Genomic DNA, 20,828 nt, shown 5'->3' with positions numbered 1-20,828 from the left:
CGGGGCGGGCTTTTGTATTGTCTGCCGTCCTCTCTAACCAATCAGCCCCTAATTATCGGCTGACCTCAGCAGATTCAATACCTCTTCGCACTTCTCACGCATCAAGCGTATATCCCCCCGGGTTTCCAGGTTTAGTCTGACGACCGGTTCAGTATTCGAACTGCGCAGATTAAACCGCCACTGCGCCATATCAACACTGATACCGTCGGTGTAATCCACCGACAGCGCCTGCTCCTGATAGTGGGCCAACACCCGGGCGATAGCGGCAGCCGGATCACCGATCTGACTATTGATCTCACCAGGCGAGGGATACTTCGCGATACGATCATCCACCAGGGTCGACAATGGCTGCTGTTTTAGACTGACCAGTTCGGCAATCAACAGCCAGGGAATCATGCCGCTATCACAGTAGAAAAAATCCCGAAAATAGTGATGTGCACTCATCTCGCCGCCATAGACCGCATCCTCCTGCCGCATCCGCTCCTTGATGAAGGCATGTCCGGTTTTACTCTGGATAGCCTGACCACCATGCTGTTTCACAATATCCAGGGTATTCCAGATCAATCGAGGATCATGGATAATCCGGCTACCTGGATACTTCTCAAGAAAAGCCTCCGCCAGCAGCCCCACGATATAGTAACCCTCGATAAATCGCCCCTGTTCATCAAACAGAAAGCAGCGATCAAAGTCGCCATCCCAGGCAATACCGAAATCGGCCTGATGCGACAGTACCGCATTGATCGTATCCTGACGATTGTCCACCAGTAGCGGATTGGGAATGCCATGGGGAAATGTGCCATCCGGCTGATGATGGATCTTATGAAAGGTTATCGGTATACCCAGGGAGGCGAACCGTCGTTCAATGACATCAATACAGAGACCAGCCACACCATTTCCCGCATTGACCACCAGCTTGAGTGGATGAATCGCTTCGGCGGCTATATAACCCATCAGGTGATCGACGTAGGCGTCCCGCGTCGATATCGGTTGGTACTCCCCTCTCTTGTCGGCAGGCATTTCAGAAAACCGGTTGCGCCTGACCAGGGCTTCAATTTCATTCAGCCCGGTATCACCACTGATCGGCTTCGACTCCTCGCGTACCAGTTTCATGCCGTTGTAGTCTTTGGGATTATGGCTTGCAGTAACCACGATACCGCCATCCGTCTCCAGATAGGAAGTGGCGAAATAGATCTCTTCTGTGCCGCACAAACCGATATCCAGCACCGTGACACCGGCATCGCGCAGACCGTTGGATAATGCCCGCTTCAAGGCGTCGGTAGAGAGTCGCATATCCCCCCCGATCACTACTCTTTCTGGCTTTATATATTCGGCATACGCCCGCCCGATGCGATAGGCGATGTCCTCATTCAGCGATTGCCCGAGCTGGCCGCGAATATCATAGGCTTTAAAACAATCGAGCTTGTGCATGAAATAGTCCTGATTTTTTTAATAAAATGATACCTGATTGCCTACCAGGCTCAGCCCTGGTCGAATGCAGTTCGGTTAGACAGGTAATCGAAAAATGGTATGACGATGCCTACAAACAATGCGTTAGCAAGATTACAAGGAATCACACCATTTTAGCCTATTTGACGCACGACTCCCCGCCTCCTTCCAAAACCTGTTGGTAAAGCAATTTTACGTGGACATCCCAACAGGATTCTCTATTATGACGTTAACGTTAAGGTAAACCGGAGCCGGTCAATGCAAGTAAATGAGGCGCTGAAACAGAGAAAGGCTACCCGGGCCTTTCTGCCGCAGGAAGTCGAGAAAGCGAAGATCGTACGTATTCTGGATGCGGCGCGTCACGCCCCATCCGGAACCAACACCCAGCCGTGGCAGGTGGCTGTCGTGACGGGTGAAAAACGGCGGCGGCTAGGTGATCTGATGGAGACCGCCTTTCGCAGCGGGCAAGCCGGAGCAATGGAGTTTCAGTATTATCCGGAGGTCTGGGAAGGGGTCTACAAAGCGCGTCGCCGCGCCTGTGGACTGCAGATGTACTCGACTCTCAATATCAGCCGGGAAGAGAAACAACGTCAGCAGGACCAGTGGGCTGCCAATTACCGTGCCTTTGATGCGCCGGTGATGATGTTTTTCTTTATTGACCGGATTCTTGAAACCGGTTCCTATCTCGATTACGGCATGTTCATTCAGTCCATCATGCTGATAGCACTGGAAGAGGGACTGGCCACCTGCCCGCAGGCGGCCCTGGGCGAGTATCCGGAGATCGTTAAACGGGAGTTGGGTTATTCCGAAGAGAAAAAACTGGTGGTAGGCCTGGCGATGGGATACGAAGACACAAGTAATATCATCAACAGCTACCGCACACCCCGTGACGAAGTGGAGCAGTTCACGCGTTTTTTCGAGTAAAATGGCAAAGGCAACCATCTCACGCGCTCCTACAGCGAGATAGCTTCTACCATTTCGGTAAAAAAAACGCCCTGTGCGTAAGCGCAGGGCGTCTATTAAGTGCGTTAGTCCCGGGAAGGGGTTACAACGCCTGCTCCAACTCCGGCAGGGCCTGGAACAGGTCCGCTACCAGACCGTAGTCGGCCACCTGGAAGATCGGCGCCTCCTCGTCCTTGTTGATCGCCACGATCACCTTGCTCTCCTTCATCCCCGCCAGGTGCTGGATCGCCCCCGAGATGCCCACCGCTATGTACAGCTCCGGCGCCACGATCTTGCCCGTCTGCCCAACCTGGTAGTCATTCGGCACATAGCCCGCATCCACCGCCGCACGTGACGCGCCTATCGCCGCGTTCAGCTTGTCCGCCACCGCCTCGATCAGCTTGAAGTTCTCGCCACTGCCCATGCCCCGGCCACCCGAGACCACAATCTTCGCACTCGTCAGCTCCGGCCGCTCCGATTTCGTCAGCTCAGCACCCACATAACTCGATTGACCATAGCCCTCACCCGCCGGGATGTTCTCGAGCGTCGCACTGCCGCCCTCTCCGGCCGCATCAAATGCCGTTCCCCGCACCGTGATCAGCTTGATCCGGTCACTGCTCTGCACCGTCGCCAGCGCGTTGCCCGCATAGATCGGCCGCACAAAGGTGTCGGCACTCTCGATCGCCGTAATATCCGACAGCTGCGCCACATCCAGCAGCGCCGCCACCCGCGGCAGGACGTTCTTGCCAAACGTCGTCGCCGGCGCCAGTACGTGACTGTAACCCTCCGCCAGTCGCGTCACCAGCAGCGACAAGCCTTCCGCCAACGGGTGTTCATACACCGCATCATCCGCCACCAGCACCTTGCCGATACCGGCAATCTGCGCCGCCGCTTCGGCTACCGCTGCACAGTTCGAGCCCGCCACCAGCAGGTCAATCTCATCCCCCAGTTGGCCCGCCGCCGTCACCGTGTTCAGCGTCGCCCCTTTCAGTTGGGCATTGTCGTGTTCCGCTATGACCAGAATACTCATGCTATCACCTTCGCTTCGTTACGCAGCTTATCCACCAGCTCGGCCACGCTCTCAACCTTCACTCCCGCCTGGCGCTGGCCCGGCTCACTCACCTTCAGCACCGTCAGCCGCGGCGCAATGTCCACCCCCAGCTCCGCCACCGGTATCACTTCCAGCGGCTTCTTCTTCGCCTTCATGATGTTCGGCAACTTCGCATAGCGCGGCTCGTTCAGGCGCAGGTCGGTACTGACCACCGCCGGCAACTGCAGCTTGACCGTCTCCAGACCCCCATCGATCTCCCGCGTCACCGCCACTGCACCGTCCTCCAACACCACCTTGGAGGCAAAGGTGCCCTGCGGCCAGCCCAGCAGCGCCGCCAGCATCTGTCCCACCTGGTTGCTGTCGTCATCAATCGCCTGCTTGCCCAGAATCACCAGTTCCGGCTGCTCCTTGTCGATCACCGCCTTGAGCAACTTCGCCACCGCCAGCGGCTGCAGCTCCGCCTCACTCTCCACCAGCACGCCCCGGTCCGCTCCCAGCGCCAGCGCGTTGCGGATCGTCTCCTGGCACTGCTTCGCACCCAACGACACCACCACAATCTCTTCCGCCTTCCCCGCTTCCTTGATCCGTACCGCCTCTTCCACCGCGATCTCGTCAAACGGGTTCATCGACATCTTCACGTTGGCTAACTCCACCCCCGTCTCATCCGCCTTCACGCGGACCTTTACGTTGTAATCCACAACGCGCTTTACTGCGACCAGTACTTTCATACACCACCTTCGATTGGTTTGGCTGCCGCCCTAATACGGATATTCTAATTCACACAGAAAAACAAAAAATGAATTATTTTTCCTGTTTGAATTATACTAGCTGAACTATTTTGCCTATTTTCTTGTGGAAATCAAATAAAACCCGAGTTTAACTGTTCTCATAACTCACTTTTTATTGGGTTACATTTAGGGTGTCTACGTATCTATAGGTTAGATAGTAAACTACGCCACTGATCAGAACCGGGTCGGGAAGCCGGGGTGCACTACACTTCAGCGACCAATGGAGCAGACTCAGATATTGAAGGAAATTGACCCGTCTGCCTGACTCAGTATAATGACGTTTACGTAAACGTCAACCTGGCTACCTTAGACTACCGGAAACAATAACCGGAACTAACACCAAAGGGGGTGTCGCTGTGGAACGCGAAGCGATGGAATTTGATGTTGTGATAGTTGGCGCAGGCCCATCAGGCCTCTCCGCGGCCATTCGACTGGCCCAATTGGCCAACCAGAATGAGCAGGAATTGACGATCTGCGTCGTGGAAAAAGGTTCCGAGGTGGGAGCCCATATCCTCTCTGGCGCCGTCCTGGAACCCCGGGCGCTAAATGAGCTGATACCGGACTGGAAAGAGCGTGGCGCACCGCTGGATACCCCCGCCAGCGAGGACCGCTTCGTTTACCTGACAGAAAAAAAATCCATCTCCATGCCCAATCCGCCGCAGATGCACAATGCGGGCAACTACATTATCAGTCTCGGCAACTTCTGCCGTTGGCTGGCAGAACAGGCGGAACAGCTTGGTATCGAGATCTTCCCCGGTTTTGCCGCCGCCGAAGTACTCTATGACGAAAACGGTGCAGTGCGTGGTATTGCCACCGGCGATATGGGCGTTGGCCGTTCCGGCGAAAAGACCGACAATTATGAGCCTGGCATTGAACTGCACGCCAAACAGACCATCTTCTCCGAGGGCTGCCGCGGTTCACTGACCAAGGAGTTGATGGAACGCTTTAATCTGCGTAAGGGTGTGGATCCGCAGACCTACGGCATCGGAATCAAGGAGCTGTGGGAGATCGATCCGGCGAAGGTCAAACCTGGCACCATCATGCACAGCATCGGCTGGCCCCTGGACAGTCAGACCTATGGCGGTTCATTCCTGTACCACCTGTCGGAGAACCAGGTGGTGGTCGGTTTTGTGGTCGGCCTGGATTATAAAAACCCGCACCTCAGCCCGTTTGAAGAGTTCCAGCGATTCAAGACCCATCCGGATATTCGGCCACTGTTCGAGGGCGGCCGCAGGGTCAGCTATGGCGCCAGAGCCCTCTCGGAAGGCGGGCTGCAGTCGATTCCAGAACTCACATTTCCGGGTGGACTACTGGTAGGTGATACCGCCGGTTTTCTCAACGTGCCCAAGATCAAGGGCACTCACACCGCAATGAAGAGCGCCATGGTGGCCGCGGAAGCAATCTTTGAGCAGATCAGCGATGAGGGTCACAAAGAGATCAAGACCTATCCTGAACGCTTGCGCCAGAGCTGGTTGTGGGAAGAGCTGAACCAAGTGAGGAATATCCGCCCGGGCTTCAGCAAAGGGCTCTGGTTCGGCCTGTTCAATGCCGCCCTCGAGACCTACCTGTTTCGCGGCAAGGCACCCTGGACGCTGCACCATCATCCCGATCATGAACAACTTGGCAAGGCAGCGGATTACCCACGGATCGACTATCCGAAGCCGGACGGCAAAATCACTTTTGACCGACTCTCCTCGGTATTCATATCCAATACCAACCATGAAGAGGATCAGCCGATCCATCTGAAGCTGAAGGACCCGGAAGTCCCGATCAAGGTCAATCTGGCCCTCTATGATGCGCCGGAGCAGCGCTACTGCCCCGCCGGCGTGTATGAGATTCTGCAGGAAGATGGGCAACAACCTCAGCTGCAAATCAATGCCCAGAACTGCGTGCACTGCAAGACCTGCGACATCAAGGACCCGACACAGAACATCAACTGGACCGTACCGGAGGGCGGTGGCGGGCCCAACTACCCCAATATGTAACTGACGGCTGTGCTTTGTGGCGCCACCACGTGGGGCGCCACACGGAATTCACCGCCGTCTACTGAACCAGTCCTATCAAGAGGTATCGATCCATGCCCAGTTACAAAGCCCCTATCCGTGACTTGCAGTTTGTATTCCATGAACTGCTTGAGGCCGATGAGACCCTAGGCAGTCTCCCCGGTTTCGATGAGGTGAGCCCGGACCTGGTGGATGCGATTCTGGAAGAAGGGGGCAAGATCTGCGAGGAGTTGTTGCATCCGCTGAACCAGAGCGGCGACCAGGAGGGGTGTCGCTTCGAGGATGGCCAGGTGACCACACCGAAAGGCTTCAAAGAGGCCTACCGGACCTTTATCGAGGGCGGCTGGCCATCACTGGCGGCCGATCCGGAACTGGGCGGACAGGGCCTGCCGGAAACTATCAGCTTCATGCTGGAGGAGATGCTCTGCTCGGCCAACGTCTCCTTCAGCCTCTATCCCGGCCTGACCCGGGGCGCCATCACGGCCCTCAGCCATCACGCCAACGATGAACTGAAACAGCAGTATTTGCCCAAGATGGTGGAAGGTACCTGGAGCGGCACCATGTGCCTTACCGAACCGCACTGCGGCACCGATCTTGGCCTGGTGCGCACCCGTGCAGTACCAAATGACGATGGCAGCTACGCGATCAGCGGCACCAAGATCTTTATCACCGGCGGTGAACATGACCTGACCGACAATATCATCCACCTGGTGCTGGCCCGGCTGCCGGATGCCCCGGAAGGGGTGCGCGGCATCAGCCTGTTTCTGGTGCCGAAACGGCTACCCGATGCGAATAATGAGCCGGGAGAAAACAACGGCGTCAGCTGTGGTTCCATCGAGCACAAGATGGGCATCAAGGCCTCCGCTACCTGCGTGATGAACTTTGACGGCGCTACCGGGTTTCTGGTGGGTCCGGAGAACAAGGGCCTCGCCTGCATGTTCACCATGATGAACTCCGAACGTCTGGCCATCGGCATGCAGGGGTTGGGACTGGGAGAAGTGGCTTATCAGAATGCCGTCGCGTATGCCAAGGAGCGTATTCAGAGCCGTTCGGCGACCGGCATCAAGGCCCCGGACAAGGCCGCCGACCCCCTGCTGGTACACCCGGATATCCGCCGCATGCTGCTCACCACCCGCGCCTACAATGAGGGTGCCCGTGCTCTGGCCACCTGGACCGCTATCAATATCGACCTGGCGCATCGGCATCCGGATCCGCAAATACGTGAAGAGGCGGATGACTATGTCGCCTTGATTACGCCGATTATCAAAGCCTTCTTCTCAGACTACGGTTACGAAACCACCACCCTCTGCCAACAGGTCTATGGAGGTCATGGCTATATCCAGGAGTGGGGTATGGAACAGTTTGTACGGGATGCCCGCATCGCCCAGATCTACGAAGGCACCAACGGCATTCAGGCACTGGACCTGGTGCGTCGCAAGCTGTTCATCAATGACGGCAGATTACCGAAACGCTTCTTCAGCCTGCTGGACAGCTACATTGCTGAAAACAGGGATGATGCAGCGCTGGCTGAATTTATCGACCCCTTACGCGAAGCCAACACCCTGTTGCAGGAACTGACCGCCTGGCTGGTTGCCGAGAGTCACAAAAACCCGGATGAACTCGGAGCTGCCGCTACCGATTATCTGCGTATATTCGCGCTGACCACCTTTGCCTGGTTGTGGGCACGCATGGCTCAGGTGGCGCAGAACAAGCAGGATAACGACAACAGCGGTTTCTACCAGACCAAGATCAATACCGCACGTTTTTTCATGGGTCGACTGCTGCCCCAAATACAGGGATTGAATATCAGCATTCGTTCAGGTTCCGACCTGATGATGGCGCTTGATGAAAGTGCATTCTGATCAACAGTGACGCGGTGTGGTTGGTGAGTCCACCAACACCAAACATCTCAACAATATTTTCATCCAGCGTCTGGAGGCCGTATGCCAAAAATAACCTGCCAGGATTTCAATCATATACTGGAGAGTGAAATGTCCTGGGCCAGCGACCTTGAAATGCGGCTTGAACGCATCGAGCCTGGTCTGGCAATCATGCGCCTGCCCTATCACCATAACAGCACCCGACCGGGCGGCACTATCTCCGGACCCCACATGATGATGCTGGCAGATGCCTGCATGTATGCCGTTGTGCTGGGCCTGATTGGGCAGGTAAAACTGGCTGTCACCACAAACTTCAACATCAACTTTCTGCGCAAACCGGAACAGACAGATCTCCTAGCCGAGGGGAAAATCATCAAGCTGGGTAAGCGGCTGGCCATTATGGAGGTCTCCATCACGGCTGAGGCATCAGGAAAACTGGTGGCCCACGCCACCGGAACCTACTCAATCCCCCCTTCCGAGGACGAATAATTCAGCGATAAAGCCCTATAAATATAAGCATATTATAATTTTATTGATTGATAATTATCAATGTGGCATACTCCTTCCGTGTGCTTCAATAGGCACAGGTCAGCGGGACTTGGCCAAATGCAGTATCGTAGTAGTGTCAAGTCCTGCTGTGCCTTCTAAATCCCCATCCTCCTTTGGTGGTTTTAAAACGGTAACTTCAGCCTGACTTCCCCTGTCAGGCTTTTTTTTACCATTATATTTTTGGCTGACATATAATCCGCAACATGAAAGCGGAATTCGTCAATCCATTCCTTAATGCCATTCTCGATGTCCTCTCCACCATGGCACGCATTGATGCCAAACCAGGTAAGCCATACCTTAAAAAGGAACGTACCTCATTGGGTGACGTCAGTGGGCTGATCGGTCTGACGGGAAAACAGATGAAAGGGTCTCTCGCGATTTCATTTACCGAACCCGTCATATTGCAGATCGCCGAAAATATGCTGGGCGAAAAAGCGGAATCAGTAAATGATACGGTGACCGACCTGGTGGGGGAGATCACCAATATGGTAACCGGTGGTGCCAAGCGTATTTTTAGCGAAATGGGCTATGACTTTGATCTGGCGATTCCCGGAGTCGTGGCAGGAAAGAATCACGCAATTACCCATAAAACCAGTGGTCAGACTATTATTCTCCCGTTCCACACCGAGAATGGTGATTTTTTCGTTGAAATCTGCTTTGAAGGCTGATCAATACCTGCTCAATGCACCATTGTCCAATCCAGTTACCCTGCATCGATTAAAATACCTGCAATCCTGTCGTTGTATACTGTCGTGCAGCGGTATCATAAGGTGCTGTTTCCTGACACCAGCCGCTGCCCCACATCCCGGATCAACCCTTAAACAGGAAGCTATCTCGTGGAAAACAGTCTGCCGCAGAAACTCCGGCTTGGCATAGAAAACCTCAAGAACGAAGGGCTGAATCTTTTTGCCATTATGGATATCCAACGGCTGCCTGATCAGGCGGTAACCCTTCTCACTAAATTCAACCTTCCGGTTTCCGACCAGACGCGTATTATCCTCATCGGCAATGGCGGCCGGGCATTGTGGGAATCCATACCGTCCTCCCAGTGGCTACAAGCCGATCCAGTTGATCAGCACAGTAGTGCCGCCGCTTGCCGCTTTGCCCAGCAAGTACTGACACCGGATAACTATCAGATTGTCTACCCCGGCGAAACACCGGTAGCGCTGCAGCAATTTGGGACAGTCGCCGGATGGCATACCCCATCACCACTCGGTATCGGTATCAATCCGCAATGGGGGCTCTGGTACGCCTATCGGGTGGCAGTAATAACCAATGATCCGTTACCGGAAATATTGCAACCGGCACCACCATCTCCCTGTGGGGCCTGCGCTGAGAAACCCTGTCTTTCCGTCTGCCCCGCCGGCGCACTAAGTGCAACGTCCACAATTAGCATGGATATATGCGCCAGTTACCGACTAGCTCCCAATTCCAGCTGTGCCGATCGTTGTCGGGCCCGCCTGAGTTGTCCTGTAGCAACAGAACAGCGTTATACTTTGGATCAGATCCAGTACCACTATCGACTCTCGCTTGAAACATTGCGACACTACTTCGGTTAAGTAGCAAATTGAAAGCAGCTGCCCATTCGCACCCATGGAAATCACGATGTCAGATACCGCAAAAAAAATGGATACCGAATCAACAAAGCCGGTCAAACCCGCGCCTGAAGCCGAAACCCCGGAGATCAACCTGGACCTGGATGCCAGCGAGTATTATCTCAACCGTGAGCTGACCTGGCTGGAATTCAACAAACGGGTATTGCACGAAGCTGCGGATGAACGCACCCCGCTGCTGGAACGGCTCAAATTCATCGCTATCGTCAGTGCCAATATGGACGAGTTTTTCATGAAAAGGCTGGGTGGCCTGAAGCAGCAGGTCGGCGCCGGCGTTACCACTTTGACGGTGGATGGCCGGACTCCCCAGCAACAGATCGACGAATCAAGCCTGGTGGTGCGCGATATTGAAGTTCAGATGCGCGAAAACTATCTGGCGGTTACCGCCATGTTAAGAGAACATGACATTGCGATCCTCAGCTATGATGAACTGAGCAAGACAGACAGAAGCGATCTACGCACCTACTATTACGAAAATATCTATCCACTGGTCACCCCCCAATCCATCGACCCGGCCCACCCGTTCCCGTTCATCTCGAATCTTTCACTGAACCTGCTGGTGCTGGTGCGTTACCCGGGAGACTCCAACAAGACCTCCCTGACCCGCATCAAGGTACCGGTAGGAGCGGGAATCCCACGCTTTCTCAAGCTCAAGGATCGGCGCCATTACGTCCCACTGGAATATGTCATCGCCAACAATCTGGATATGTTATTGCCGGAGATGGAGATACTCTCATGCGAAGTGTTCCGGGTTACCCGGAACGCCAACACCGAGCGCAGTGAAGAGCACGCCGATGACCTGCTCTCGTTAATTGAGTCAGAGCTGCGGGAACGCCGTTTTGCCCCGATTGTACGTCTGCAGGTGCAGCGAGACATGACACCGGTCCACCGGGGCATGCTAGCCGCCGAACTGTTCCTGGATGAAGAGAGTGACGTCTACGAAATCATCAGCATGCCGGCCATGCGGGATCTGTTCGAACTCTCCTCACTGGATGTTCCGGAACTGCGTGATCCTCCCCATAAACCGATTGACCACCCCGAACTGGGCGATACCCGAAACATTTTCCATATCATTCGGGAACGGGGGCCACTGCTGTTGCAGCATCCCTATGAGTCTTTCGGCACCTCGGTAGAACGCTTCCTGAAAGAAGCCAGCATCGACCCCAAAGTGCGCGCCATCAAGATGACCCTGTATAGAACCTCGAGCGACACCAAGGTGGTCGATTACCTGATCAGTGCCGCCCGCAACGGCAAGCAGGTGGCGGTAGTAGTCGAACTGAAGGCGCGCTTTGATGAGGCGGCCAATATCCGTTGGGCAAACCGCATGGAAGAGGCCGGCATACATGTCACCTATGGCGTGGTCGGACTTAAAACCCATTCAAAGATTATCCTGGTGGTACGCAACGACTATAGTGGCATCAAGCGCTATCTGCATATCGGCACCGGCAACTACCATGCCGGCACGGCACGACTCTATTCCGATCTCGGCATACTGACTAACGATGAGGAACTGGGTCGGGACGCTACCGAACTGTTCAACTATCTGACCACCGGGTACACCCAGGAGCGCAGTTACCGCAAGTTGCTGCCCTCACCAAAGATGCTCAAGTACGCCCTGCTGGCGAAGATCAAACGGGAGCGCAAACTGCATAGCAGTGAAACACCGGGGCTGATCCAGTTCAAGATGAATGCACTGGAAGATGTCGATATCACCCGAGCTCTCTATGAAGCGGCACGGGATGGTGTGCGCATCGATCTGATTGTTCGTGACACATGCCGATTCAGGCCCGGCATACCCGGCTTGAGCGAGACCACACGGGTTATTGGTATCGTCGGCCGGTTTCTGGAGCATACCCGGATATACTATTTTCACAATGGTGGCGAGGAGGAGTATTTCATCGGTTCGGCCGATGCGATGAAGCGCAACCTGGAGTCGCGGGTGGAAGTGGTTACCCCGGTAACCGACAAGAAACTGTGTGATGAACTCCGCTTTATCCTCGATACCCAGATCAATGATCAACGCAGTGCCTGGGAGATGCAGTCCGATGGCAGCTTTGTGCAACGCCAACCCTCCAGCGAGGCAGAAGCTATTGGCTGTCAGCAACTGCTCATTCAGTCTGCTGAAAAGCGATCCAAGCAGGCGACCAAAGTGGTCAAGGGAAAGAAAAAACGCCGTCTCAGGAGAAATCTGCGCTAGCCTGAACTGCCTTGCCTGACGGGGTCCGCGGAGCACGGAATCCCCCAGACGCCTGGGGGTCATCCATGACATACAATCCATCCAAATGAAACCGCTTAAAAGGTGCGTTTATCGGAGTATTAGTGGTTTCATTTCTTAGCGTCTGACAGTAGTATTATCCAATTAAGTGGGGGCTTTTATGCTCACACCAAATCCAACTGGAAAAATAACTAACCGGGGATACAGCGATATGAAATCGATCATTGTGAAGAAGTTACTTGCTGCCACAGTGGGATTGTCACTGGCCATACCGACCATGGCGATAGCGGCAGATGATACGATCAAGCTTGGCGTTGCAGGCGCCCATAGTGGTGACCTCGCCTCATATGGCCTACCGACTGTCAACGCAGCAAAACTGGTGGTAGCCGATGTTAATGCCCGTGGTGGAATCAATGGCAAACAAGTAGAACTATTGGTTGAAGATGATGTTTGCAAACCGGAAGTTGCAACCAATACCGCAACCAAGCTGGTTTCCAGTGGCGTGCATGTCGTACTGGGCCATATCTGCTCGGGCGCAACCAAGGCGGCACTGCCTATCTATAAGAATGCGGGAGTCATAGTCATGTCTCCCTCTGCAACCAATCCGGAACTGACCCAGAGCGGTGACTATCCAAACTTTTTCCGCACCATCGCATCCGATGACGCCCAGGCCAAGACCCAGGTTGATTTTGCCCTGGATAACCGCAACCTGAAGAAGATTGCCGTCATTCATGACAAGGGCGACTATGGCAAGGGTCTGGCTGAGTTTGCCAAACAGTTCATTGAAAAATCCGGTAATGCTGAAGTCGTCCTGTTCGAAGGTGTCACCCCTGGTGCGGTTGACTACTCCGCGGTGGTGCAGAAGATAAAACGCTCCGGTGCCGACGGTGTTATCTATGGTGGCTATCACCCCGAAGCATCAAAGATCGTCACCCAGATGCGTAAGAAACGCATCGACATTGACTTTATCTCGGGTGATGGCGTGAAAGATGACACCTTTATTAAGGTAGCCGGCAAGAGTGCCGAGGGTGTCTACGCAACCGGCGCCAAAGACAACTCCAGCAACCCCCTCTATACCGCTGCAATTGAGGCCCACAAGAAGACCTATGGCGAAGATCCCGGAGCCTTCTTTGATAGCGCGCACGCAGCCGCTGCAGCACTGTTGAATGCCGTAGAAAAAGCCGGTTCAACCGATACGGCGGCTATTACCAACGCGCTTCAAGCCAACGATGTTGCCACTACTGTTGGCAATATTCACTTTGATGAACGCGGTGATGCGGTTGGCGTAGGCTTCGCAGTCTACCAGGTGCAGAACGGTCAGTACGTCGAAGTAAAGTAAACCCGAGGACATAGGGGCCTGGATTTCGGGATTCACATCCCAGAATCCAGGCCCCTTGTATTATTTATGGAATACTTCATTGAACTCCTTTTCAGTGGTCTGACCAGAGGCGCGATATATGCGCTTATCGCATTGGGTTATACCATGGTATACGGCATCATCGGGCTGATTAACTTTGCCCATGGCGAGATATACATGATCGGTGCATTTACCGCATTTATTGTCTCTACCGTATTATCGATCCTGGGTTTTCCACTGCTGGCAATTATTGTGCTGGCAGGTCTGGCGGCTGCCGTCTGGTCCAGTGCCTACGGTTATACTGTTGAGAAACTGGCCTATAAACCACTACGACATGCTCCCAGGCTCTCACCGCTGATCAGTGCAATCGGCATGTCAATTTTCCTGCAAAACTATGTCCTGCTGGCCCAGACTTCCGATTTTCAGCCCTTTCCCGAGTTGATTCCGGAATTTTATTTCATGGAACCTTTTGTCCACATTGTGGGATCTTCCGACATGGTTATCCTGGTGGTCACTACCCTGATGATGGTCGGACTCACCCTGCTGATCAAATTTACCCGTATCGGCAAGGCGATGCGTGCCACTTCACAGGATCGCAAAATGGCGATGCTGGTGGGCATTAATGTCGACCGGGTAATATCGGCCACATTCATTGTCGGCTCAGCACTCGCCGCGGTCGGCGGGCTGTTAATCGCATCCCATATCGGTCAAATCAATTTTTTTATCGGGTTCATCGCCGGCATCAAAGCCTTCACCGCAGCTGTGCTCGGCGGGATCGGCTCGATTCCCGGTGCGGTACTGGGTGGCGTCATACTTGGACTGACCGAAAGCTTCGCCACCGGATATGTCTCCAGTGACTACGAGGATGTGTTCGCGTTCTCTTTGCTGGTTCTGATCCTGATATTCAAACCTTCCGGCCTGCTGGGTAAGGCTGAGATTCAGAAAGTATAGGGACGGAAATGATCTCATTTGAAGAACTGAAACGTTCATTTTTGGTATCGCTCTGGTTTGTATTCCTTACCTTTCCGATCCTGGTCATTAAGGCCAATCCCATCGAGCGGACCATCATCTGGCGATGGGAAAACATGTTTTTCGTGGCCATTGGCAGCTTTGTTCTCTCCATTTTGATTCGGGTTGTTAATACACAGAAAACAAAGCGCCTTGAAAGACGTTCCGCCAGTGACTCGGATACGACGCCGAGCGAACCACTGATACAGGTTATTCTGCAAAATCCAAGATATCTCTATCCACTGGAAGGGGCAGTGACGGTATTCGCACTGGTGTTTCCTTACCTGTTCGATACCTACCAGACCAACATCATGACAACCGCCCTGATGTATGTGGTATTGGGGCTGGGGTTAAATATCGTGGTCGGCATGGCGGGTCTGCTTGATCTGGGATTCGTCGCCTTCTATGCCGTTGGTGCCTACAGTTACGCACTGTTGAATGCGCATTTCGGTATCGGGTTCTGGATGGCATTACCCATTGGCGCCCTGTTTGCGGCCAGCTTCGGAATCATACTGGGTTTTCCGGTATTGCGTTTACGGGGAGATTATCTGGCCATTGTGACCCTTGGGTTTGGCGAAATCATCCGCCTGATACTGGAGAACTGGAATGAATTCTCCCAGGGCCCAAGCGGTATATCCAACATACCCCGCCCGGGCATGTTCGGTATTGAACTGTCGCTGGAGGCAGCCATTCTTTATATTTACTACATCATGGTGGCACTGGTCATTGTCACTATCTTCGTGGTGAACCGATTACAGGACTCCCGGCTTGGGCGGGCGTGGATCGCCTTGCGCGAGGATGAGATTGCCTGCCAGGCTATGGGCATAGACAAGACCAAAACCAAACTGACCGCCTTTGCCCTCGGTGCAACCTGGGCCGGTATGATGGGTGTTATCTTTGCCGCTAAAACCACCTTCATAAACCCCGCAAGTTTTACGTTTCTGGAGTCAGCGATCATCCTCTCTATCGTGGTACTGGGTGGAATGGGCTCGATTCTGGGTGTGATCGTCGGTGCGCTGGTGCTGATCCTGCTGCCCGAATATCTGCGGGCACTCTCCGATTACCGGATGCTTGCCTTCGGTGCCATTCTGGTGGTCATGATGATATTCAAACCGCAGGGTATCATCTCCAATGTACGGCGAACCTATAAGTATCAGAAACAGAAGTCGGGTGATGTCCAATGAACAACACCATCCTTAAAGTCAGTGGACTCTCGATGCACTTTGGGGGCATTCAGGCTCTCAAACAGCTTGATCTGGAAGTCAATCGCGGAGAGATCGTCGCCCTGATTGGTCCCAACGGTGCTGGCAAAACCACCTTTTTCAATTGCGTGACCGGTATCTACAACCCGACCGAAGGAGACGTAATACTGCATACGCTCCAGGGAAAAACCAGCCGGCTCAACGGACTAAAACCGAACAAAGTCACTGAAAAAGGCATGGCAAGAACCTTCCAGAACATTCGCCTGTTTCAAAGCATGACGGTGTTGGAAAACGTGATGATCGGACGGCACTGCCGCACACATTCGTTCATTCTGGGAGCCATCCTTCGCACTCCGGGAAATCGTCAGGAGGAGCAGGCGATTATTGAGCGCAGCCACGAAATCCTGGAAATTGTTGGCCTGGCCGACGAGGTGGACAACTATGCGCGAAATCTCTCCTATGGCGCTCAGCGACGCCTTGAGATTGCCCGCGCACTGGCGACTGATCCGTCACTCCTGCTGCTGGATGAACCGGCGGCGGGGATGAACCCCCAGGAAACCCAGGAACTGGTGCAACTCATTCTGCGGCTCCGTGATCAGGGTTACTCAATCCTGCTGATTGAACATGACATGAAGCTGGTAATGACACTTTCCAACAGAATTTACGTGATGGATTATGGAGAGAAAATCGCCCAGGGAACACCGGAAGAGATCCAGTCCAATCCGGTGGTGATCAAGGCCTACCTGGGGGAAGATCTCGATGCTTGAATTACGTAACGTGGACGCTTATTACGGCAATATCCAGGCGCTGAAAGGGATCAATCTTGAGGTTCGCGAGGGTGAGATCATTACCCTAATCGGTGCCAATGGCGCCGGCAAGAGCACAACACTGATGTCGATTTCGGGCATTGTGCCGCCGCGTAATGGTCAGGTTCTTTACAAGGGCGAACCAATCCACAATGTAGCCCCGGACAAGATTGTCGCCATGGGAATCTGTCAAGTGCCTGAAGGTCGGCATATCTTTCCGCAACTCACGGTGCAGGAAAATCTGGACATGGGTGCCTTTCTCCGTTCCGACAAGAGAGGCATCCAAAAAGATCTTGACTACGTCTTCTCACTCTTCCCGATCCTGGACGAGCGCCGACACCAGGCAGGTGGCAATCTGAGCGGTGGCGAGCAGCAGATGCTGGCCATGTCGCGGGCCTTGATGGCACGCCCCGACCTGCTATTGCTCGATGAACCCTCCATGGGATTGGCGCCATTGATCATCCGCCAGATTTTTGAAATTATCAAAAAGATCAATGATGAAAATAACACCACCATTTTTCTGGTGGAGCAGAATGCCAACCAGGCACTGCATATAGCCGACCGGGGTTATGTGATTGAGAATGGCAGCATTACCATCAGTGATGATGCCGATAAACTGCTGGCCAACCAGGACGTGCAAAAAGCCTATCTGGGCGGATGAGGGGGCATTGTTATTGGGTGCCTACAAACCGGGCAGGTCTTGTAACCCTTGTGCCCGGCCAATGTTCATCACCTTACAGGCCAGCCTGGGCTTCCGGGCGAGTAGTGGCGTTCCAGATACCGTAGAAGCGTTCCTTGCGCTCGCAGGCGTCCAGCCGTTGCGGTATTGGGGTCTGACGTGGTGTTGCTAGCACGGCAGGTGTATCCGCGTCGGATCAACTGGACGGTAACCCGCTTGCCGTGGATGGGCAGATCACGATAGGGAACATCAGGCTTGACGAATTGCACGAAGTCACCCTCCAGCCAATTTCCTGGCAGGCAATGGGCGAGGATGCTGAGGTAGAGCCTGGATCATGACCAGACGGAACAGTATGGGTTGACGCTGAGTGCGCGCAAGTCCCGTTTACTGCGGACTGGATAGCGCTTAAGGAATAATATTACTGTGAACTGCCGGATCAGGTTTGATGAAAACCGGCCAGTCTGCTGCCACTTGCATCAATAAAGCATTTTTTCTGCATCCATTTGCCAGTGCCTTCGTCTTCAAGACAGGAGGGCCTCAACCGATATCCCTTTCAAGGAGTGTTTATATGACCACACGATTGCGCGAGTTGTACGCCAGCAACGCTCGTGAAGCAAACCTGCTGTTCTTTATGCTGGCCACCTTTCTGCTGATCTATTTTCTTCCCGCCGGAACTGCGCGCTTCGATAACGCGGTACTGGAAGCAGTGCGCCTGACCCACTGGTACGCCAGAGAACACGTTATTCTCTGTTTGCTGCCAGCGTTCCTGATTGCCGGCGCCATGTCGGCGTATATCAGCCAGGGTGCGGTGATGCGCTACCTGGGGCCCGAGGCATCCAAGCCGGTGGCGTTTAGCGTGGCATCGGTATCCGGTACGCTGCTGGCCGTCTGTTCCTGTACCGTCCTGCCACTATTCGGTGGCATCTACAAGCGCGGTGCGGGCCTGGGCGCAGCGATTGCGTTTCTTTATTCAGGGCCCGCCATCAATATCATGGCCGTCGTCGTTACAGCCAAAGTGCTGGGGGCTGAGATCGGTATTGCCCGTGCGGTCGGGGCCATTCTGTTTGCACTGGTGATCGGCACCATCATGCATCTGATCTACCGCAAGGAAGAGGCACAGCGAGTGGTCAAGAACAATCGCGGATTTGTCGGCGATGACGCAGATAAGCCGATGAGTGCGATTGTTATCTTTTTCGCTCTGATGGTCGGGGTGCTGGTGTTCGCCAACTGGGCGGCGGCTGACAGCGCAGTCTGGATGCAGATATACGAGTGGAAGTGGCATATTACCGCACTACTCTCTGCCGCGCTGGCAGGCCTGCTGATCTGGCGCTGGCAGTGGCCGGCCACTCAACTGCTGATTCTGGCGGCTGTGGTTATGGTTTCAGCTGTCGTCGTGCCAGGTGTTCCCGAGTTACCCTTCGTTATCGGTATTGCCGGCCTGATGATTATCGCGGCATTGCGTGAACAGGATCGTGAATGGTGGCTACAGAGCTGGGATTTTGCGAAACAGATTCTGCCTCTGCTCCTGGCAGGGGTATTCATCGCCGGCTTCGCACTGGGCCGTCCCGGTCATGAGGGGATCATCCCGTCAGAATGGGTCGCGGTGGCAGTGGGCGATAACACACTGACCTCCACAATCATCGCCTCGGTACTGGGCGCACTGATGTACTTCTCTACCCTGACCGAAGTACCTATCGTTGAAGCATTGATGGGAGCCGGTATGGGCAAAGGGCCAGCACTGGCGCTGCTATTGGCAGGGCCGGCACTGTCTTTGCCAAACATGCTGGTGATTCGCACCATATTGGGTACGCAAAAAACATTGGTTTATTGTGCGTTGGTAGTGGTGATGGCCACCATAACCGGATTTGTTTATGGCAACTGGTGGTGACGCCACCGGTTAAACTCATGTCACGAGCGAGGACAAATAATGAAATTTACTATCTATGGCAGCGGCTGTGCCAAATGCAAACAGTTGACAGCGAATGCAGAAGACGCAGCAAGCGCAAAGGGAGTCGAATACGAAATCGAGAAAGTGACCGACACCAATGCGATTATTGATGCTGGCATCATGCATACCCCGGCACTGGCGATTGATGGTGAGATCGTTATTGAAGGCAAGGTAATCAATGCAGATCAGATCCAGCAGTTACTGGCTTGAGTGATAGCGGGCACCTTCAAGCCATGGTTTAAAGGTGCCCCGCAGTCGTGCTCGGTGCTTTCCAACCATGAAGGCACGGCTTTATAAAAGACCGGACGCAACAGTAGCCGGTGCAATTTGATTCCGCACGGGCGAGGTGTGCGCCCTATGAATGGCTTTCAGACCGAACTTGCCGCAAAAGCGGTGCTACAGAATCACCCCTGTATATGGGAAGAGCACGCATGGCAGCCCGCTGCCTGTTCAGCCTTCGGCATACCTCAGGAGCAGTGCATTGCCGGGCAGAGTACTGCTTGGTCGGCGGTTTCGACTTGTAGGGTCACATGCCGTATTTCAAAGAATTCATGCAAGTTCTCACGCGCCTGCTCAAGGAGTCCGCGAGTTTGAACCGTACCTCCCTTGAGCACCAAATGCGCGGTTAGGGCATTTTCATTGGTTGCCATGGCCCAAACGTGCAGATCATGAAGGTCTGCTACGTCGGGTAATGCAAGCAGGCAGTCACGCACCGCGTTAAGATCGATGCTTTCTGGCACACCATCGAATAGCAGGTGCAGTGAACGATAGAAAAGTGACCAGGTGCCGATCACGATCACCACAGCGATGACCAGACTGACTACCGGGTCGATCCAGGTCCAGCCTTCGCCACAGGTAGAGTGCGCCGGAGATCACCACGCCGACCGATACGAGTGCGTCGGCTGCCATATGCAGGAAAGCACCACGGATGTTCAGGTCGGTCTTGCTGCCTGCCATGAACAGGGCGGCCGTCGCGGCATTGATCAACACCCCGATACCGGCTACCACCATCACCGTATTCGCCTCTATGTCTGCTGGTGTTTGCAAGCGCTGTATGGCTTCCCACCCCAGGGAACCCATTGCCAGCAACAGGATAATGGCATTGGCAAAACTGGCGAGGATCGATCCGCGTCGCCAGCCATAGGTATGCCGCACGTTCGGTCGCAGCCGCGCAGCACCCACGGCCGCCCACGCCAGCAACAGGCCCGCCACATCGCTAAGGTTATGGCCGGCATCGGCCAGCAATGTCAAGCGACTGCGTGTGCCAGCCGTAGAACGCCTCAATGATGACAAAGCCGACGTTCAGCGTGACGCCGATGGCAAAGGTCCGCCCATAACGGG

The 20,828-nt window shown here is 54.3% G+C and carries 19 protein-coding genes and 1 pseudogene; 14 read left to right on the top strand and 6 right to left on the bottom strand.

Annotated features, from left to right (window positions below; translation table 11 throughout):
- Nucleotides 1–48: 48 nt before the first annotated feature.
- Complete coding sequence (locus ACHZBF_RS07560; protein WP_321528097.1) at nucleotides 49–1,428, bottom strand: phosphohexomutase domain-containing protein; 1,380 nt, start codon at nucleotides 1,426–1,428, stop codon at nucleotides 49–51.
- A gap of 276 nt (nucleotides 1,429–1,704) precedes the next feature.
- On the opposite strand from ACHZBF_RS07560, the gene ACHZBF_RS07555 reads away from it, so the two are divergent.
- On the top strand, nucleotides 1,705–2,370 hold the full coding sequence (locus tag ACHZBF_RS07555; protein ID WP_273437767.1) for a nitroreductase: 666 nt from the start codon (nucleotides 1,705–1,707) through the stop codon (nucleotides 2,368–2,370).
- A gap of 121 nt (nucleotides 2,371–2,491) precedes the next feature.
- Here ACHZBF_RS07555 and ACHZBF_RS07550 read toward each other — a convergent pair whose 3' ends face one another.
- Both ACHZBF_RS07550 and ACHZBF_RS07545 read right to left on the bottom strand, forming a co-directional pair.
- On the bottom strand, nucleotides 2,492–3,418 hold the full coding sequence (locus ACHZBF_RS07550; protein WP_321528096.1) for an electron transfer flavoprotein subunit alpha/FixB family protein: 927 nt from the start codon (nucleotides 3,416–3,418) through the stop codon (nucleotides 2,492–2,494).
- On the bottom strand, nucleotides 3,415–4,167 hold the full coding sequence (locus tag ACHZBF_RS07545; protein WP_273437769.1) for an electron transfer flavoprotein subunit beta/FixA family protein: 753 nt from the start codon (nucleotides 4,165–4,167) through the stop codon (nucleotides 3,415–3,417). Before ACHZBF_RS07545 ends, ACHZBF_RS07550 begins: the two co-directional genes overlap by 4 nt.
- Nucleotides 4,168–4,583: 416 nt before the next feature.
- Between ACHZBF_RS07545 and ACHZBF_RS07540 the strand changes: the two genes are divergently transcribed.
- The 11 genes from ACHZBF_RS07540 (at nucleotide 4,584) to ACHZBF_RS07490 (ending at nucleotide 17,521) form a co-directional block, all read left to right on the top strand.
- A complete protein-coding gene (locus tag ACHZBF_RS07540) occupies nucleotides 4,584–6,212 on the top strand; it encodes an electron transfer flavoprotein-ubiquinone oxidoreductase (protein ID WP_394707554.1) in 1,629 nt (542 codons plus the stop codon).
- A gap of 92 nt (nucleotides 6,213–6,304) precedes the next feature.
- Complete coding sequence (locus ACHZBF_RS07535; protein WP_321528094.1) at nucleotides 6,305–8,092, top strand: acyl-CoA dehydrogenase C-terminal domain-containing protein; 1,788 nt, start codon at nucleotides 6,305–6,307, stop codon at nucleotides 8,090–8,092.
- 81 nt (nucleotides 8,093–8,173) lie between these two features.
- A complete protein-coding gene (locus ACHZBF_RS07530) occupies nucleotides 8,174–8,599 on the top strand; it encodes a PaaI family thioesterase (protein WP_157606830.1) in 426 nt (141 codons plus the stop codon).
- Between the two features lie 263 nt (nucleotides 8,600–8,862).
- On the top strand, nucleotides 8,863–9,327 hold the full coding sequence (locus ACHZBF_RS07525) for a chemotaxis protein CheX (protein WP_029133946.1): 465 nt from the start codon (nucleotides 8,863–8,865) through the stop codon (nucleotides 9,325–9,327).
- 168 nt (nucleotides 9,328–9,495) lie between these two features.
- Complete coding sequence (locus ACHZBF_RS07520) at nucleotides 9,496–10,218, top strand: hypothetical protein (RefSeq protein WP_273437775.1); 723 nt, start codon at nucleotides 9,496–9,498, stop codon at nucleotides 10,216–10,218.
- A gap of 46 nt (nucleotides 10,219–10,264) precedes the next feature.
- On the top strand, nucleotides 10,265–12,469 hold the full coding sequence (ppk1, locus tag ACHZBF_RS07515; RefSeq protein WP_335342959.1) for a polyphosphate kinase 1: 2,205 nt from the start codon (nucleotides 10,265–10,267) through the stop codon (nucleotides 12,467–12,469).
- 229 nt (nucleotides 12,470–12,698) lie between these two features.
- Complete coding sequence (locus ACHZBF_RS07510) at nucleotides 12,699–13,826, top strand: branched-chain amino acid ABC transporter substrate-binding protein (RefSeq protein ID WP_029133947.1); 1,128 nt, start codon at nucleotides 12,699–12,701, stop codon at nucleotides 13,824–13,826.
- Nucleotides 13,827–13,892: 66 nt separating this feature from the next.
- Nucleotides 13,893–14,795 carry a branched-chain amino acid ABC transporter permease gene (locus tag ACHZBF_RS07505; RefSeq protein ID WP_321528093.1) on the top strand — a complete coding sequence of 301 codons (903 nt, stop codon included), beginning with the start codon at nucleotides 13,893–13,895 and terminating at the stop codon, nucleotides 14,793–14,795.
- Between the two features lie 8 nt (nucleotides 14,796–14,803).
- Nucleotides 14,804–16,036, top strand: a complete 1,233-nt coding sequence (locus tag ACHZBF_RS07500; protein WP_321528092.1) for an ABC transporter permease subunit — start codon at nucleotides 14,804–14,806, stop codon at nucleotides 16,034–16,036.
- Nucleotides 16,033–16,821 (top strand): ABC transporter ATP-binding protein, encoded by a 789-nt coding sequence (locus ACHZBF_RS07495; RefSeq protein WP_029133950.1) that lies wholly within the window; start codon nucleotides 16,033–16,035, stop codon nucleotides 16,819–16,821. The genes ACHZBF_RS07500 and ACHZBF_RS07495 overlap by 4 nt, the downstream gene beginning before the upstream one ends.
- Nucleotides 16,814–17,521 (top strand): ABC transporter ATP-binding protein, encoded by a 708-nt coding sequence (locus ACHZBF_RS07490; protein ID WP_029133951.1) that lies wholly within the window; start codon nucleotides 16,814–16,816, stop codon nucleotides 17,519–17,521. Before ACHZBF_RS07495 ends, ACHZBF_RS07490 begins: the two co-directional genes overlap by 8 nt.
- A 167-nt stretch (nucleotides 17,522–17,688) precedes the next feature.
- On the opposite strand, the pseudogene ACHZBF_RS07485 reads toward ACHZBF_RS07490, so the two are convergent.
- Nucleotides 17,689–17,855, bottom strand: a pseudogene (locus tag ACHZBF_RS07485) (ISL3 family transposase); the annotation flags it as partial.
- Nucleotides 17,856–18,107: 252 nt separating this feature from the next.
- Here ACHZBF_RS07485 and ACHZBF_RS07480 point away from each other — a divergent pair.
- On the top strand, nucleotides 18,108–19,427 hold the full coding sequence (locus ACHZBF_RS07480) for a permease (protein WP_321528091.1): 1,320 nt from the start codon (nucleotides 18,108–18,110) through the stop codon (nucleotides 19,425–19,427).
- A 39-nt stretch (nucleotides 19,428–19,466) separates the two neighbouring features.
- Nucleotides 19,467–19,697: a thioredoxin family protein gene (locus tag ACHZBF_RS07475; RefSeq protein ID WP_273437779.1), complete on the top strand. Its 231-nt coding sequence runs from the start codon at nucleotides 19,467–19,469 to the stop codon at nucleotides 19,695–19,697.
- Nucleotides 19,698–19,954: 257 nt separating this feature from the next.
- On the opposite strand, the gene ACHZBF_RS07470 is transcribed toward ACHZBF_RS07475, so the two are convergent.
- A complete protein-coding gene (locus ACHZBF_RS07470; protein WP_335342958.1) occupies nucleotides 19,955–20,281 on the bottom strand; it encodes a cation transporter dimerization domain-containing protein in 327 nt (108 codons plus the stop codon).
- The gene (locus ACHZBF_RS07465) at nucleotides 20,205–20,738 is read right to left on the bottom strand and encodes a cation diffusion facilitator family transporter (RefSeq protein WP_335342957.1); all 534 of its coding nucleotides are present in this window, start codon (nucleotides 20,736–20,738) and stop codon (nucleotides 20,205–20,207) included. The genes ACHZBF_RS07470 and ACHZBF_RS07465 overlap by 77 nt, the downstream gene beginning before the upstream one ends.
- Between the last annotated feature and the right edge of the window lie 90 nt (nucleotides 20,739–20,828).

It is taken from the genome of Sedimenticola selenatireducens, assembly GCF_963675335.2.
Classification (GTDB): domain Bacteria; phylum Pseudomonadota; class Gammaproteobacteria; order Chromatiales; family Chromatiaceae; genus Sedimenticola; species Sedimenticola selenatireducens.
This window is presented reverse-complemented; position numbering and strand designations above follow the sequence as displayed.

Excerpts from the sequence above, each read along its gene's own strand:
- ACHZBF_RS07560 (WP_321528097.1), bottom strand. The coding sequence starts at position 1,428 with ATGCACAAGCTCGATTGTTTTAAAGCCTATGATATTCGCGGCCAGCTC.
- ACHZBF_RS07505 (WP_321528093.1), top strand. The coding sequence starts at position 13,893 with ATGGAATACTTCATTGAACTCCTTTTCAGTGGTCTGACCAGAGGCGCG.
- ACHZBF_RS07550 (WP_321528096.1), bottom strand. The coding sequence starts at position 3,418 with ATGAGTATTCTGGTCATAGCGGAACACGACAATGCCCAACTGAAAGGG.
- ACHZBF_RS07525 (WP_029133946.1), top strand. The coding sequence starts at position 8,863 with ATGAAAGCGGAATTCGTCAATCCATTCCTTAATGCCATTCTCGATGTC.
- ACHZBF_RS07555 (WP_273437767.1), top strand. The coding sequence starts at position 1,705 with ATGCAAGTAAATGAGGCGCTGAAACAGAGAAAGGCTACCCGGGCCTTT.
- ACHZBF_RS07475 (WP_273437779.1), top strand. The coding sequence starts at position 19,467 with ATGAAATTTACTATCTATGGCAGCGGCTGTGCCAAATGCAAACAGTTG.
- ACHZBF_RS07530 (WP_157606830.1), top strand. The coding sequence starts at position 8,174 with ATGCCAAAAATAACCTGCCAGGATTTCAATCATATACTGGAGAGTGAA.
- ACHZBF_RS07490 (WP_029133951.1), top strand. The coding sequence starts at position 16,814 with ATGCTTGAATTACGTAACGTGGACGCTTATTACGGCAATATCCAGGCG.
- ACHZBF_RS07510 (WP_029133947.1), top strand. The coding sequence starts at position 12,699 with ATGAAATCGATCATTGTGAAGAAGTTACTTGCTGCCACAGTGGGATTG.
- ppk1 (WP_335342959.1), top strand. The coding sequence starts at position 10,265 with ATGTCAGATACCGCAAAAAAAATGGATACCGAATCAACAAAGCCGGTC.
- ACHZBF_RS07500 (WP_321528092.1), top strand. The coding sequence starts at position 14,804 with ATGATCTCATTTGAAGAACTGAAACGTTCATTTTTGGTATCGCTCTGG.
- ACHZBF_RS07535 (WP_321528094.1), top strand. The coding sequence starts at position 6,305 with ATGCCCAGTTACAAAGCCCCTATCCGTGACTTGCAGTTTGTATTCCAT.
- ACHZBF_RS07495 (WP_029133950.1), top strand. The coding sequence starts at position 16,033 with ATGAACAACACCATCCTTAAAGTCAGTGGACTCTCGATGCACTTTGGG.
- ACHZBF_RS07545 (WP_273437769.1), bottom strand. The coding sequence starts at position 4,167 with ATGAAAGTACTGGTCGCAGTAAAGCGCGTTGTGGATTACAACGTAAAG.
- ACHZBF_RS07480 (WP_321528091.1), top strand. The coding sequence starts at position 18,108 with ATGACCACACGATTGCGCGAGTTGTACGCCAGCAACGCTCGTGAAGCA.